The 12,823-nt window shown below is 58.3% G+C and carries 14 protein-coding genes, 1 tRNA gene and 2 pseudogenes; 6 read left to right on the top strand and 11 right to left on the bottom strand.

Annotated elements, in window-relative coordinates; genetic code table 11:
* Positions 1–178: 178 nt before the first annotated feature.
* From AC1DS5_RS02915 to AC1DS5_RS02905, 3 genes and pseudogenes are all read right to left on the bottom strand, one after another.
* On the bottom strand, positions 179–337 hold the full coding sequence (locus AC1DS5_RS02915; RefSeq protein WP_477716761.1) for a DUF3309 family protein: 159 nt from the start codon (positions 335–337) through the stop codon (positions 179–181).
* 89 nt (positions 338–426) lie between these two features.
* Positions 427–546 (bottom strand): annotated as a pseudogene (locus tag AC1DS5_RS02910) (methionine aminotransferase); the annotation flags it as partial.
* Between the two features lie 116 nt (positions 547–662).
* Complete coding sequence (locus AC1DS5_RS02905; protein ID WP_477716760.1) at positions 663–1,700, bottom strand: NrtA/SsuA/CpmA family ABC transporter substrate-binding protein; 1,038 nt, start codon at positions 1,698–1,700, stop codon at positions 663–665.
* 119 nt (positions 1,701–1,819) lie between these two features.
* Between AC1DS5_RS02905 and AC1DS5_RS02900 the strand changes: the two genes are divergently transcribed.
* Complete coding sequence (locus AC1DS5_RS02900; protein ID WP_477716759.1) at positions 1,820–2,074, top strand: hypothetical protein; 255 nt, start codon at positions 1,820–1,822, stop codon at positions 2,072–2,074.
* A gap of 33 nt (positions 2,075–2,107) precedes the next feature.
* Here AC1DS5_RS02900 and AC1DS5_RS02895 read toward each other — a convergent pair whose 3' ends face one another.
* From AC1DS5_RS02895 to lptF, 5 genes are all read right to left on the bottom strand, one after another.
* A complete protein-coding gene (locus AC1DS5_RS02895) occupies positions 2,108–3,313 on the bottom strand; it encodes a pyridoxal phosphate-dependent aminotransferase (protein WP_477716758.1) in 1,206 nt (401 codons plus the stop codon).
* A gap of 8 nt (positions 3,314–3,321) precedes the next feature.
* Positions 3,322–4,266: a CysB family HTH-type transcriptional regulator gene (locus AC1DS5_RS02890; RefSeq protein WP_477716757.1), complete on the bottom strand. Its 945-nt coding sequence runs from the start codon at positions 4,264–4,266 to the stop codon at positions 3,322–3,324.
* 90 nt (positions 4,267–4,356) lie between these two features.
* Positions 4,357–4,740, bottom strand: a complete 384-nt coding sequence (locus tag AC1DS5_RS02885) for a sirohydrochlorin chelatase (RefSeq protein WP_477716756.1) — start codon at positions 4,738–4,740, stop codon at positions 4,357–4,359.
* A gap of 31 nt (positions 4,741–4,771) precedes the next feature.
* Positions 4,772–5,917, bottom strand: coding sequence for an LPS export ABC transporter permease LptG (gene lptG, locus AC1DS5_RS02880; protein WP_477716755.1), 1,146 nt, complete (start codon positions 5,915–5,917; stop codon positions 4,772–4,774).
* On the bottom strand, positions 5,914–7,044 hold the full coding sequence (gene lptF / locus AC1DS5_RS02875; RefSeq protein ID WP_477716754.1) for an LPS export ABC transporter permease LptF: 1,131 nt from the start codon (positions 7,042–7,044) through the stop codon (positions 5,914–5,916). Before lptF ends, lptG begins: the two co-directional genes overlap by 4 nt.
* 57 nt (positions 7,045–7,101) lie before the next feature.
* On the opposite strand from lptF, the gene AC1DS5_RS02870 reads away from it, so the two are divergent.
* The 5 genes from AC1DS5_RS02870 (at position 7,102) to AC1DS5_RS02850 (ending at position 11,883) form a co-directional block, all read left to right on the top strand.
* A complete protein-coding gene (locus AC1DS5_RS02870; protein ID WP_477716753.1) occupies positions 7,102–8,622 on the top strand; it encodes a leucyl aminopeptidase in 1,521 nt (506 codons plus the stop codon).
* Positions 8,619–9,056, top strand: coding sequence for a DNA polymerase III subunit chi (locus AC1DS5_RS02865; protein ID WP_477716752.1), 438 nt, complete (start codon positions 8,619–8,621; stop codon positions 9,054–9,056). The genes AC1DS5_RS02870 and AC1DS5_RS02865 overlap by 4 nt, the downstream gene beginning before the upstream one ends.
* Positions 9,053–9,370 carry a hypothetical protein gene (locus tag AC1DS5_RS02860; RefSeq protein WP_477716751.1) on the top strand — a complete coding sequence of 106 codons (318 nt, stop codon included), beginning with the start codon at positions 9,053–9,055 and terminating at the stop codon, positions 9,368–9,370. The genes AC1DS5_RS02865 and AC1DS5_RS02860 overlap by 4 nt, the downstream gene beginning before the upstream one ends.
* A 245-nt stretch (positions 9,371–9,615) precedes the next feature.
* The gene (locus tag AC1DS5_RS02855; protein WP_477716750.1) at positions 9,616–10,746 is read left to right on the top strand and encodes a branched-chain amino acid ABC transporter substrate-binding protein; all 1,131 of its coding nucleotides are present in this window, start codon (positions 9,616–9,618) and stop codon (positions 10,744–10,746) included.
* Between the two features lie 624 nt (positions 10,747–11,370).
* The gene (locus tag AC1DS5_RS02850; RefSeq protein ID WP_477716749.1) at positions 11,371–11,883 is read left to right on the top strand and encodes a hypothetical protein; all 513 of its coding nucleotides are present in this window, start codon (positions 11,371–11,373) and stop codon (positions 11,881–11,883) included.
* A 113-nt stretch (positions 11,884–11,996) separates the two neighbouring features.
* On the opposite strand, the gene AC1DS5_RS02845 is transcribed toward AC1DS5_RS02850, so the two are convergent.
* The 3 genes and pseudogenes from AC1DS5_RS02845 to AC1DS5_RS02835 all read right to left on the bottom strand — a co-directional run.
* A tRNA-Ser gene (locus tag AC1DS5_RS02845) sits at positions 11,997–12,086 on the bottom strand.
* A 336-nt stretch (positions 12,087–12,422) separates the two neighbouring features.
* A pseudogene (locus AC1DS5_RS02840) lies at positions 12,423–12,578 on the bottom strand (DUF2237 family protein); the annotation flags it as partial.
* The coding region (locus AC1DS5_RS02835) for a transposase (protein ID WP_477716748.1) at positions 12,578–12,823 on the bottom strand (246 nt) is incomplete at its 5' end. The pseudogene AC1DS5_RS02840 and the gene AC1DS5_RS02835, both read right to left, overlap by 1 nt.

The following is a 12,823-nucleotide window of genomic DNA, read 5'->3' as shown; positions in this document are numbered from 1 at the left end:
GGGCTTCGCAGCGCGAATCAACATTGAACCTGGCGTTCACCAGGTGTTTGCCACGTGCTTGTCATGCTGTTGCTCAACGGATTGGCGTAGACCATACGTCGATTCGACTGCTGACTGCTCAAAAAAAAGACCTTGCAGTGCAAGGCCCTTTTGTTGCGCGAGAAGCACAATCTGGATGCTAGATGCGCCCCATCAGCAGCAGTATGACCAGGATGAGCACCACGAGGCCCAAGCCACCGCTGGGGCCGTAACCCCAGCTTCTACTGTGACCCCAGGTTGGGAGGGCGCCGATCAGGATCAGGATCAGGATGATGAGCAGTATGAGGGAGATGGACATGGAAGGGCTCCTTGTTGTATGCCTTGATTCTTGCCCGGGGCAGAGCAAAATCAAGCAGGAAGGAGGCCTGTTCGACCGTCAGGAGGCGCCTACAGTTTGGCCAGGCGGTCCCGCGCAGCGTGCAACGTCTCGTCATTTTTCACAAGGCAGAAGCGCACCACGCGCAGGTCAAAGCCGTTGCCGTAGAACGCCGACAAGGGAATCGCTGCCGTGGCAGTGATCTCCAGGCTCGCGTGGTCAGGGGTGGTCAGGGCAACATGGATTGAAGTCACGACTCAAAAAGTGCTTGACCCGAAATTCAACCCAGACGCGCAAGCGTGCCGTTTCAATGAATAATCGTCACTGCTGACGGCATCACTGCCTTCAAGCCATCAAGGTAAATGTAATTGAGATAATTTGGCATTTCAGCCTTGCTTGTCAGCTTGTTCCTGATTGCCCACCGTGCCTCGTCCTCCAGGGCCAGTATCAAGCCCTGGTCCAGGGACATGTTGAACCGGTACGACGGCCACGACGCTTTCAACTTCGTCGCATCCAACATACCCGCAGCAATCAGTTCGCGTGCCGCATCGGGCGCGTCGCTGCAAAATCGCGCACCCTTGGCCAACGCGCGCAGGACTTTTTTGATGGTTTCCGGGTGGCTGACGACATAGGCCCGCATTCCGGCAACGTTGTATAGGCTTTCGTAGATGCCCTGAGCGTAGTGAATCACGCCGTTGCCACCGAGCGCTGTCAACGATGTGTCCAGAAATGGTTCCCACGTTGCAATGGCGTCAACATCGCCTTGCGCGAGCGCTGTGGGAAGATCCTCCGGTTTATAGTTGCGCACCGTCACTCCATCTGACGACAACCTGTGCCGGCTGAGGAAAGCATGGAGAGTGAAGTGGCCTGAAGTGCTCAGCGTAACGCCTATGCGTTTTCCCTTGAGGTTCCCGGGCGTCACGACATCCCTGTCCCTTCGCCCGACAATCCCATGGTCTTTCTCCGCCTTGAATATTGTGGCGATGACAGATACAGGTTGATCGCTCATGCCGGCGAACATGATGGGAATGTCGGCAACGGTCGCCAAATTGGCCTGTCCTTGCAAAACCGCTTCCATGGCAGCCTTGCCGCTGGAGTGAGGTTGAACAACGGCAAGTATTCCCTCGCTCGCGAAATAACCTTTTTCTCGAGCCACGATGACCGGACAGCTTCCGACATAGGCGGTATTTGTCGCGATGGTTACTTGTTCCGGCGGTTCTGCCTGAGATGCTGGTGACGTGCGGGTAAGCCATCCATAGCCTCCGCCCAGTAACGCTACCGCAATGAGCAAGCCCGCGATCGCGGTAGTTTTTCCGCTGAATCGCCTTTCCGGTTTTCTTGTCATCGTGAATCTCCTTCAAGTCGTCAGAGTGCTCGCTGTCGTGAACAGAGGTACCGCGGCAAGCGCTACAGGAAGACAAAGTTGCCGAAACTCAAGGAACTGGCTGTCGATGCAGCAGGGTTTTGAATAGAACGGAAAATAAAGGCAAACTGAAGCCTCAATACGTGCGAGCAAGTTTCCAGGTCAAGAAAGGCTTGCGCCCGACTCTAACTCTTTCAATAAGCCTGGACAAGCAATTGCAGTTTTGTTGTGATTTATTTCCTCACGCCACGCCACGCCGCGTCAAAGCCGAAACAGCGGCAATGTTTGTTCCAGAAGAGCTCTGGACGGTGAAGAAATTTTCGAATATGCCGGTCCCTCTTCCGCATGGTATTTGAGGGCGGGCATCTCCGTTCAGGCCGGCCCTTTGTTTACAGCTTCGCCAGCCGCTCCAGCGCCGAGTGCAGCGTTTCATCTTTCTTGGCAAAGCAAAAGCGCACCACGCGCTGGTCAAAGTCGTCGCCATAAAACGCCGACAGCGGAATCGCTGCCACGCCAATCTCGGTGGTGAGCCATTGGCAAAAGTCAGCTTCATTCAGGTCGCTGACCTCTGAAATGTCCACGCACTGGAAGTAAGTGCCCTCGCTGGGCAGCAGCTTGAAGCGGGTTTTGGCCAGCCCGGCGCGAAAGAGGTCGCGTTTGCGCTCATAGAACGCGGGCAGGTCCAGGTAGGGCTTGGGGTCGGCCATGTAGGCGGCCAAGCCGTACTGCACCGGCGTGTTGACGGTGAACACATTGAACTGGTGCACTTTGCGGAATTCGGTGGTCAGCGCTGCCGGCGCTGCGACATACCCCACCTTCCAGCCGGTCACATGGTAGGTCTTGCCGAAGCTGCTGACGATGAAGGCACGGGCCGCCAGGCCGGGGAAGCGGGCGGCACTCTGGTGCACCTGCCCCTTGGCCACGTCAAACACCATGTGCTCATATACCTCGTCGCTGATCAGCAGCACATCGGTGGGTGCAAGGATCTCCTGCAGCTTGAGCATGTCGGCTTCGGTCCAGACCGTGGCACTCGGGTTGTGCGGCGAGTTGACCACGATGGCGCGGGTTTTTGACGTGATGGCGCCCGAAATCTTGTCGAAGTCGGGACGGAACGTGCCGGGCGTCAAGGGGACGCGTACTACCGTGCCGCCGGCGAGTTCGATATTGGGCACGTAGCTGTCGTAGCAGGGCTCCAGCACGATCACTTCGTCGCCGGGGTGCACCACGGCCAGGATGGCCGTGAGGATGGCTTGGGTGGCGCCCGCAGTGACGGTGATCTCGGTGTGGGGGTTGTAGCTTCGGTCGTGCAGTCGGGCCAGCTTTGCGGCAATGGCTTCGCGCAGCACCGGAACGCCTGTCATGGGGGGGTACTGGTTCAGCCCCTTGAGCATGGCATCGGTCACCGCATTGACCAGCCGGGGATCGCATTCAAAGTCCGGAAATCCCTGGCCCAGATTGACCGCCTGCTTTTCGGCGGCCAGCGCGGACATCACGGTGAAGATGGTGGTGCCAACGGCCGGCAGCTTGCTGGTGAGCGGGGGCGTGCGGACTGCGCTGGTGGGGGTGGAGAGCGGGACTGAAAGAGGGGCAGTCATCTGCGTGTTCATGCTTCGTAGTCGTTGATGCGGCCAGCCATGGCCTTGGTGATAAGGGCGCGGTCCAGCTTGTCGCTGAGCAGCTCGGCAAATTTATAGACGAAATTGCGCAGGTAGGCGCTGCGCTTGAAAGCCACGCGGGCCACGTTCACGCCAAACAGCGGCCCAGCCGGTTTGGCCACCAGGTCTGCGTTGGTGCCGTCGTCCTTGAGCGCCATCTCGGCCACAATCCCGACACCCAGCCCGAGGCGCACATAGGTCTTGATCACATCGGAGTCGATGGCTTCAAGGGCAATGCGGGGCTGCAGGCGCCTGGCCGCAAAAGCCTGGTCGACCTTGGTGCGCCCGGTGAAGGAGGGGTGGTAGGTGATCAGCGGTTCCTGGGCCAGATCCTCCAGCGTGATGTCGTCCTTTTTGGCCAGGGGATGGTCGACGGGCATCACGAGCATATGCTGCCATTCGTAGCAGGGCAGGGTCACCAGTTCTTCGTAGTGGGTCAGTGATTCCGTGGCGATGCCGATTTCAGCGACTTCGTCGATGACCATGCGGGCCACCTGATCGGGTGAGCCCTGATGCAGGCTGACGTTGACCTTGGGGAAGGCTTCGCGCAGCCTGGCCACCGGTTGCGGCAGCACATAGCGGGCCTGGGTGTGCGTGGTGGCGATCGACAGCGTTCCACTGTCCTGCGCCGAAAACTGCTCACCGATACGCCGCAAGTTACCGACCTCGCGCATGATGAGTTCTATGCTTTTGAGCACATGCTCGCCGGGTTCGGTCACGCGTTTTAGCCGCTTGCCATGGCGCGCAAAAATCTCCACCCCGAGTTCTTCTTCGAGCTCGATGATGGCCTTGGACACCCCGGGCTGCGACGTGTGCAGGGCGCGAGCGGTTTCGGTGAGGTTCAGGTTGCGCCGTATGGCCTCTTGAACGAAACGGAATTGGTGGAGGTTCATATCAAATTCAGGCTAATTATTGACTTTATTATGCCTGTTTGTGCTAATGAATTGATGGTTGCACGCTGATTTTTCGTCGCCTGAAGAAGGTCAGGACAGGGCGATGTCGGCCATCAGGGTGGTGAGCTGCTGGTATTCGCCGGCAGTCGGCAGAAGTTCAACCGTCACGCCGGGATGCGCGGCCCTTATTTGCTCGACAAGCAAGGGAAAATCCTCGCGTGCATGTTTGCCAACGCCAAGAAAAAGCGGAAATACCCTTATTCTTTCAACGCCTTCAGCTATCAAATCAGTAGCGGCTTCGGGCAGTGACGGTGCACTCAGCTCGAGGTAGGCACAGCGTACGGGTGTGCCGGGCTGGCGCGAGCGGATCTCCGTGGCGACGGCCTCAATGGGGGCCCGCCAGTGGGGGTCACGCGAGCCATGCGCAAACAGGACAATGCCTGTGCCTGCCGGCGTGGGGTTGGAAGGAGTCATGTTTGTCTTGCGGTGAGTGTGCGCCGGCCCGTCAGCGCCGCAGGACCAGCCAGCCAAACGCCCCCAGTGAAACGGCCATGTACATCAGCCCGGGTGTTGCTGCGGCCAGCCAGGGCTGCCAGTTGCGCAGGTTGCCGATGTAGCCGAACACGTTGTTGAGCAGAAAGAAGCTGATGCCAATCATAACGCCCGCAAAAACATAGCTGGCGATACCGCCGGAACGGAAATGCAGGTAGGCAAAAGGCAGTGCCAGCATCACCATCACCAGGCAGCTGAGTGGATAAAACACTTTTTTCCAGAATTCAATTTCATAGCGCTGGGCCGTCTGGCCGTTGGCGTTGAGGTGGCGGACGTAGTTGAAGAGGTCCAGGGTGCTCATACGCTCGGGCTTGAGCAGCGCCACCGACACCATCTCCGCGCTGATCTCGGTGGGCCAGCGAAAGGTCTGAAGGGTCGTCCGGCTGACCCTCGCGCCGTTCTGCGGTTTGCTGATCTCGGCAGGGCTGGCGGGAACGTCAAATTCTGCGCGGCTAGCCTGCTTGAGCATCCAGGCGTCGCCTCCGGTGAACACGGCCACGGGGGCCTGGGTAGTGGAGACAATCAGGCCCTTGTTGTCGAATTCGAAAATCTGCACGCCCTTCATTTCGTTGTTGGGCGTCAGCTCTTTGACGTTGACGACATAGTTGTTGTAGGGCTGTTTCTCCTTGAGCCAGGCGCCGGTCTGGCCGACGGTAATTTTGCTTTGATAGCGGGCTTTGAGCAATTGCGCCGCCCGCTCGCTGGCGGGGGCCACGTAGTCGCCCACGGCAAAGCTGAGCGTCACAAAAACGGCACCCAGGACCAGAAGCAGCCGCAGTGCCCGCCACGGCCCCAGCCCGCTGGTGCGCAAAATCGTGTACTCGGAGCTCTGGGCTAGCCGCGCCATGACAAAAATGGTGCCGATCAATACGGAAATCGGCAGGAGTTCGTAGAGGTGATTGGGAATCAGCAGAGCCACATACAGCAGCGCATGGCGAATTTGGTAAATGTCGGTTGCTGCGCTCAGGCCATTGTTTTTGCCGAGGTATTGCAGCTCGTCGACAAGGTCAAAAAAGAAGAACAGGGCCAGAAAACCCAGCGCCACCAACGCAATGGCGGTTAGTACTTCCCCGTAAATCAGCCGGCGTATGGTCTTCATGCGCTGCTTCCAAAGTCGGTGTCGCGCACGCCCAGGGGGGCATGCACAACGCGCCGGGCGGGCCGAAGCACCCAGTTGAAATGCCGTTTGGCCAGCCACAGCAGCCCCAGCAACAACACACCGCCATGCAGCACCACCAGGAAGTTGGTGAAACTGATCAGGCCCACAAAAATCCAGCTTTGCCCCAGATTCACCAGGTTGTTGTAGACGACAAACGTCAGCAGCACAAAAATCATGTTGCCGCTGCGCCCGCCGCGCGGGTTCACGCTTGCCAGTGCGACCGCCAGAATGACGAAATTGACTGCGGCCATGGCCAGACCCAATCGCCATGCCAGCTCACCCAGGTTGCTGCGCGTAGGCTCCTTGATCAGCGAGCGTGTGGACAGGAGCTTGGCTTCGGGTGTGCGTTCGCCAAGGTAGGCGGAGTCGCCCGTCCGGGTGCCGTACTCTTCAAAATCGCTGATCTTCAGGGCCGACTGCCCCACCACGTTTTCAAGCCGCTGGCCTTTTTCGAGCATCAGGAACTGGGCGTCGCCCCGGGTCTCGATACGGCCGGAACGTGCCGTGGTGACGGAGCTTTTTCCTTTTTCGGTCGCAGCAATAAAAACGTTGCTGCTGCTTTGCTCGCTTGCCAAATCCCGATCAATGAAAAATACCCGGTTGCCGCTGGACGATTCCTGGAACTGGCCCGGGGCGACCCGGCTCAGGTCGCCGCGCTGCGCGTAGCGGTTTTGCATGTCCTTGGTCTGCTGGTTGGCCCATGGCCAGACAAAAAGCGCCATCAGCGCAATGACCAGCAGAACTGGCCAGGCGAAGCGAAAGAGCGGCTTCAGGAAGCCCCCCAGTCCCTGTCCGCTGGTGAACCAGACCACCATTTCACTGTCGCGGTACATGCGTGACAAGGTACTGACCATGGCAATGAAGAGCGACAGCGTCAGGATAGTCGGCAGGCGCCCCAGGGCCGAGTAAGCCATGAAGAGCATCACGTCCTGGGGACTGATGGAGCCGCGCGAGGCTTGGCCCAAGGTGCGGATCAGCACAATGGTCATCACGATGGTGACCAGCACCACCAGTGTTGCGCCGAAACTGCGCGCCAGCTCTTTGCGTATCGAAGATTGGAATAACATGACTGACTATTGCCGTTGCTCTGCTTTATTGTTGTTTTATTTGCTCAACCCTGAATTATGGACTTTGAACTCAAACTGCTTCCCCGTGCCCGTCTTTGCAGCGAAAAATGCGATGCGCTGGTGGTGCTCATACCCCAGGACCTGAGCGCTGGCGATGATCCCCTGTCGACACTCGCAGCCCTTGCCATCAAGGCGGGGGACCTGGAAGCCAAGCCGGGCAAGCTGCTGAGCGCCTACCGTACGCCGGGCATAGCGGCAACGCGGGTATTGCTGGTGGGGGCCGGTGACGCAAGCCCCCGAAATATCCGTACTGCCGTGAATGCCGCGTTGGGAACCCTCAAAAACGGCAATACGCAACGGGTCGTGCTCAGTCTCGGTGCCCTGAACGACCCGCAGCCGGATGCCGTGCGGGCCGCAGTAGTGGCCTGCAGCGACGCTGCTTACGTGTACAGCACCACCAAATCCAAGCCAAACCCGGTAAAGCTGCAACGCATAGTGGTCGGTGTGAACGATCTTTCGGCTGCCAGGCCGGGGTTCGACAAGGGTGTGGCGTTGACCAAAGGCATTGACTTTGCAAAGGAGTGGGCCAATCGGCCCGCCAACCATGCTACGCCCACCTTGTTGGCTGGCGCGGCACGGGAGTTGGCCCGATTGCGCAACATCAAGGTGGAGGTTCTGGGCCCCAAGGAAGTCGCCAAGCTGGGCATGGGCTCGTTCATGGCGGTGGCCCAGGGTACATCAGAGCCCCTGCGCTTCATCGTGCTGCGGTATGAAGGCGCGGCCAAATCGGTGGCGCCCGTGGTGCTGATCGGCAAGGGTATTACTTTCGATACGGGCGGCATTTCGATCAAGCCGGCCGCCGAGATGGACGAGATGAAGTTCGACATGTGCGGCGCAGCCAGCGTGCTGGGCACGTTCCGGGCACTCGCCGAATTGCAGCCCTCGCTGAATGTCGTGGGGTTGATTCCGGCCTCCGAGAACATGCCCGGCGGGCGAGCCCTCAAGCCGGGCGATGTGGTCACCAGCATGAGCGGGCAAACGATTGAAATTCTGAACACCGATGCGGAAGGACGCCTGGTGCTGTGCGACGCCTTGACCTACGCGGAACGCTTCAAGCCGAGGGCGGTGATCGACATCGCCACGCTGACCGGCGCCTGCGTGGTGGCCTTGGGCGGTGTTCGCAGCGGGCTTTTTTCAAGCAACGAAGAGCTGGCCGGGTCGCTGGCTGCGGCGGGCGAGTCGTCTCTCGACCTGTGCTGGAGGATGCCGCTGGACGATGATTACGCGGAAGGGCTGAAAACGAATTTTGCCGACGTGGCAAATGTCGCTGGACGGGCGGGTGGCGCCGTGACGGCGGCGAAGTTCCTGCAGCGTTTTGCCGCCAGTTTCCCGTGGGCGCACCTGGACATCGCCGGAACGGCCTGGAAAGGCGGAGCGGCCAAAGGCGCGACCGGCCGGCCCGTGCCCTTGCTGCTGGACTATTTGCTGGACCATGTCACCGAGGCCGTCCCGCGAAAGGCCGAACCCAAAGCCAGGGCGGCAAAACGAAGCAAACCTGCATCCAGAACCCGGGCATGACCGAGATCGCCTTTCATTTCAACGTACCCGACAAGCTGGCCTACAGCTGCCGCCTGCTGCGCAAGGCCTATCTCAGCGGCGCCCGCGTGGTGGTAACGGCCGAACCAGAGGTCCTGGCGCAGCTTGATCAATGGTTGTGGAATTTTTCCCCCACGGAGTTTGTGCCGCATTGCCGGGCCGATGCCGGAGAAGACAGCGTGGCGGTCACGCCTGTGCTGCTTGCCGAGTCGCTGCAGGACTGTGCTCATCATGGCGTGCTGGTCAACCTGGGGCGGGGTATCCCCGTTGAATTTGAGCGCTTTGAGCGCTTTATCGAGGTGGTTGCACGGGATGACGACGACCGCCTGGCGGCGCGCGGCCGCTGGAAACATTACACCGACAGGGGGTACGCCATGAAGCGGCACGACCTTGCAACGGCCGGAGAGGGTGCATGAAGAGTTCGTCCGTTCCACCCCGTTTTGTGCCGACGCTGACCGAGGTGGTCCGGCCTACGGCGCCGCCAGCAGTTGCCCCGGGCAAGCCAGCAGCAAAGGCAGCGCCTTCGACCGATGCTTCCGGGCTCGAAGACCAGATGGTGCAACGCGTCATGCAACGGGTCGACCTGATTCTGGAACGGCGTTTGCGTGAAGTGGTCGGGCAACTGATCCTGGAGCATACCCAGACACTCGCCCCCCGCCTTCGCGAAGAAATCGAAATGGTCGTACGCGAATCGGTGAACCAGGCCTTTGAACAGGAAGCCCCCAAATAACGGCTCGGCCCTGGTCCGGATGCCGGTTGACGCACCCTGTTTTCGCGCCCGTGTCGCAGCGCGGGACGGGTGGTGAAACCCCACACTCACATAAGACGATCTACTCCTCGGGTAAACCCCCTCATCCAAATGAACCTAGGGCCGTTGCTATGGTGCGGGCCCGAAAATTGCGTTATGTTCGGCCCCGTTGAGTTATAAAAATTGTTCTCAACCTTTAACGGTAATTTCCTAATCGGAGTGTTTTTATGCAAATGAAATTAAAACTCACAGTAGTGGCTGCTCTCGCTGTTGTGGCGGGTTTTGCTTCTGCACAAGATGTAGTGGTCAAAATCGGTCACGTCGCGCCGCTGTCGGGCTCACAGGCCCACTACGGCAAAGACAATGAAAACGGCGTGCGTATGGCCATTGAGGACCTGAACGCGCAGAACGTTGTCATCGGCGGCAAGAAGGTCAAGTTTGAAATCGTTGCGGAAGACGACGCCGCCGATCCAAAACAGGGCACCGCTGCTGCACAGAAACTGTGCGACTCCAAAGTAGCCGGTGTGGTGGGCCACCTCAATTCGGGCACCACGATTCCCGCTTCCAAGGTTTACAACGATTGCGGTATTCCTCACATTACGGGTGCCGCGACTAACCCGGACCTGACCAAGCCTGGCTACAAAACCACCTACCGTATCCTCGCCAACGACAACGCGCTCGGCGCCGGCCTGGCTTTCTACGCGGCAGACGCACTCAAGCTGAAAAAAGTCGCCATCATTGATGACCGTTCAGCTTACGGCCAGGGCGTTGCCGGAGTCTTCAAAAAGACGGCTATGGCAAAAGGCATGACCGTGGTTGACGAGCAGTTCACCACCGACAAAGCCACCGACTTCATGGCCATCCTCACGGCTGTCAAATCGAAAAACCCCGATGCAATTTTCTTTGGCGGCATGGACCCGCAAGGCGGCCCGATGCTGCGCCAGATGGAGCAACTCGGCATGGGCAACGTGAAGTACTTTGGTGGTGATGGCATCTGCACGGCTGAACTGGCCAAACTTGCCGCTGGCGCCAAGACCCTCAACAATGTGGTCTGCGCTGAAGGCGGTGCATCGCTCGCCAAGATGCCTGGCGGCGAAGCCTGGAAAAAGCGTTACGACGCCAAGTACCCCAACCAGTTCCAGGTTTACAGCCCTTATACCTATGACGCGACCTTCATTTTGGTTGACGCCATGAAGCGTGCTGGTTCGACCGATCCAAAGGTCTACACCCCCGAGTTGATTAAAACCAACTTCAAGGGCGTAACCACCACGATCGCTTTCGAGCCCAATGGCGAATTGAAAAACCCCGCCATCACCTTGTACGTCTATAAGGACGGCAAGAAATCTGCCCTGAACTGATAGGTTCACGCGCATCAAAAAGCCACCGCAAGGTGGCTTTTTTTATGCTCTGCCGTCAGCTATCTTTGGAGGATGGCGTTTCTGGAAACCGATAGATTCCACACGCGCAGATTGCTTTCCCCGTTTGAGTCTAAAACCATTTAGGCACCGAGACCGGCATGGCTAGGGGCTTTTTGGGGTTTTGCCCGCCCTGCAGGGCGGTTAAAGCATTGCTGATTTGTTAATGTTGTACAGCGTTTTCGGTGTTAGATTCAGGCATGTGCCGTCGCGACTCTAGCGCGGTCAAAAAGGCCTTGTTTTAGTCATACTTTAGCTATGCAATCGAGCACCGACACTCATCATGGCCAGACGCCGGAAATCATCTGGGCCGAGATTTTCGGAAGCATGTACCTTTCACTCTCAAAGGGCGAGGGTGACCTCCATAGCCTGATTGACAGGGGCCACGAACTTTGGCCGACGCACGGTGCACGGGATGCCGTTGAGGTCGCGAAGGACGAGTTTGCCAAGGACAATCCGTGATTGTGGGCCTGCCGTCGACGTGACGAAGGGTTTTGTAAGTGTTTTCTCAGGTCAGCTAACCCGCCGCATGCGGGTTTTCCTTTGTCTGATGTATGGACCGGAGACATGGGCGAGGGTTTTGTAACGGAGGCCTGGGGCAGGCCGTGCAATACTGTTCACATTGCAATTGAAAAGAGGCTTGCTATGGTCGGACTTACTGAGAAATTGACTACTTACGAAGCTCTGTTCAAGATCCATCAAGATCAAGTCGACAAGTTCTTCAAGATGGCAGAGCATCCCTTCAACGAGGAATCTTTTCCTTCAATTCGGGTTACGCGCAGAGAGCCTGGCGAAGGCGTACTGGTAGCGCTGGGCACAAAGTACGAACTTAGCTTTCGATTCGTAGTCCTGGCGCATCCTACGAGTATCCTGGAAGTGTCTCTTCCGGCGACAACACACACTGACAAACAGCGGCTAGCACTATGGTACGTCGATGACTTGGGGAATGTGCGGGCTATGGTAGACAGTTCTTCCAGCTTGGCGAACATCAACGATAAGTCCTTTCTTGTCGCTCTCGTGGACAGGGCTCAAACAGCTTACTTTGCACTCGTCAAGAAAACGCTGTCGACCACACAATAGCTAGCGGGTAACCCCAAACAGACGGTTGATCGAGTGACATTGCCCAGATAGTAGGCATTTTGTGGGAACAGAAAGCAAAAACGGGGCGCGAGGCCCCGTATTTACTTTATCTCTGGCGGAAAGGGCGGGATTCGAACCCGCGGTGGGTATAACCCCACGCACGCTTTCCAGGCGTGTGACTTAAACCGCTCATCCACCTTTCCGCGAAGCCTTTGATTGTAGCAGTGCCAGAACACTTGTCAGAATGTGCCGGCTCTTAGAACCTGTTTACGATCTAAACGAGGCCGCGTTGGGGTGCAATCGGGATGAGTGGGGCGCCCGGGTCCGCCGCATGGGCTAATGCCCATGCAAGGGCCCGGGTGGCTCAATCGCCCGATTTCACCCCAACCCGAAGGGCAAGCGCCTTCTCGGGCGGTCTGCGGCGTTGCGGCGCTTGCCCATAGCCCAAGCTATGGGCGGCGCACCGCGCCTTGCATCCCATCCCGAGAAGGTGCTTGCGCGGCCCCGTTTAGATCGTAAACAGGTTCTTAAAACCGCGCTCAATGAACAGCGCCCTGAAACCGGTGCTTTTCCAGTTGCGCCAGCGTAACAAATTCCAGCGCGTTGATATGGGTGGCCTCCAGAATCACCGGCGGGGCAGTGCCTGCCTCCAGGGCCTCCCGCCAGCGCTGGGCGCACAGGCACCAGCGGTCGCCTAGTGGACTGTAACGATTGAATCGGGAGTAATGCGCCGTGACAGATCGCAGTATTTCCACTTTACGGGTTTGGGTTGCTCGTTGTACTGACGGATGTAGCGCATGAGCTTTCTCTTGAGATCAGGCAAGGACGTAAACACGCCACGGGCGATGACATCGCGCTCGATCTTGGCAAACCACAACTCCACTTGGTTGAGCCAGGACGAGTACGTCGGGGTGAAATGCATATGAACGTTGCTGTGAGT

This window comes from Polaromonas sp. P4_H1, from assembly GCF_056400945.1.
This window is presented reverse-complemented; position numbering and strand designations above follow the sequence as displayed.

Coding starts and splice junctions, on each gene's coding strand:
- AC1DS5_RS02850 (WP_477716749.1), top strand. CDS start 11,371: ATGGGCGAGGGTTTTGTAACGGAGGCCTGGGGCAGGCCGTGCAATACT.
- AC1DS5_RS02915 (WP_477716761.1), bottom strand. CDS start 337: ATGTCCATCTCCCTCATACTGCTCATCATCCTGATCCTGATCCTGATC.
- AC1DS5_RS02855 (WP_477716750.1), top strand. CDS start 9,616: ATGCAAATGAAATTAAAACTCACAGTAGTGGCTGCTCTCGCTGTTGTG.
- AC1DS5_RS02860 (WP_477716751.1), top strand. CDS start 9,053: ATGAAGAGTTCGTCCGTTCCACCCCGTTTTGTGCCGACGCTGACCGAG.
- AC1DS5_RS02865 (WP_477716752.1), top strand. CDS start 8,619: ATGACCGAGATCGCCTTTCATTTCAACGTACCCGACAAGCTGGCCTAC.
- AC1DS5_RS02870 (WP_477716753.1), top strand. CDS start 7,102: ATGGACTTTGAACTCAAACTGCTTCCCCGTGCCCGTCTTTGCAGCGAA.
- AC1DS5_RS02885 (WP_477716756.1), bottom strand. CDS start 4,740: ATGACTCCTTCCAACCCCACGCCGGCAGGCACAGGCATTGTCCTGTTT.
- lptG (WP_477716755.1), bottom strand. CDS start 5,917: ATGAAGACCATACGCCGGCTGATTTACGGGGAAGTACTAACCGCCATT.
- AC1DS5_RS02905 (WP_477716760.1), bottom strand. CDS start 1,700: ATGACAAGAAAACCGGAAAGGCGATTCAGCGGAAAAACTACCGCGATC.
- lptF (WP_477716754.1), bottom strand. CDS start 7,044: ATGTTATTCCAATCTTCGATACGCAAAGAGCTGGCGCGCAGTTTCGGC.
- AC1DS5_RS02895 (WP_477716758.1), bottom strand. CDS start 3,313: ATGACTGCCCCTCTTTCAGTCCCGCTCTCCACCCCCACCAGCGCAGTC.
- AC1DS5_RS02890 (WP_477716757.1), bottom strand. CDS start 4,266: ATGAACCTCCACCAATTCCGTTTCGTTCAAGAGGCCATACGGCGCAAC.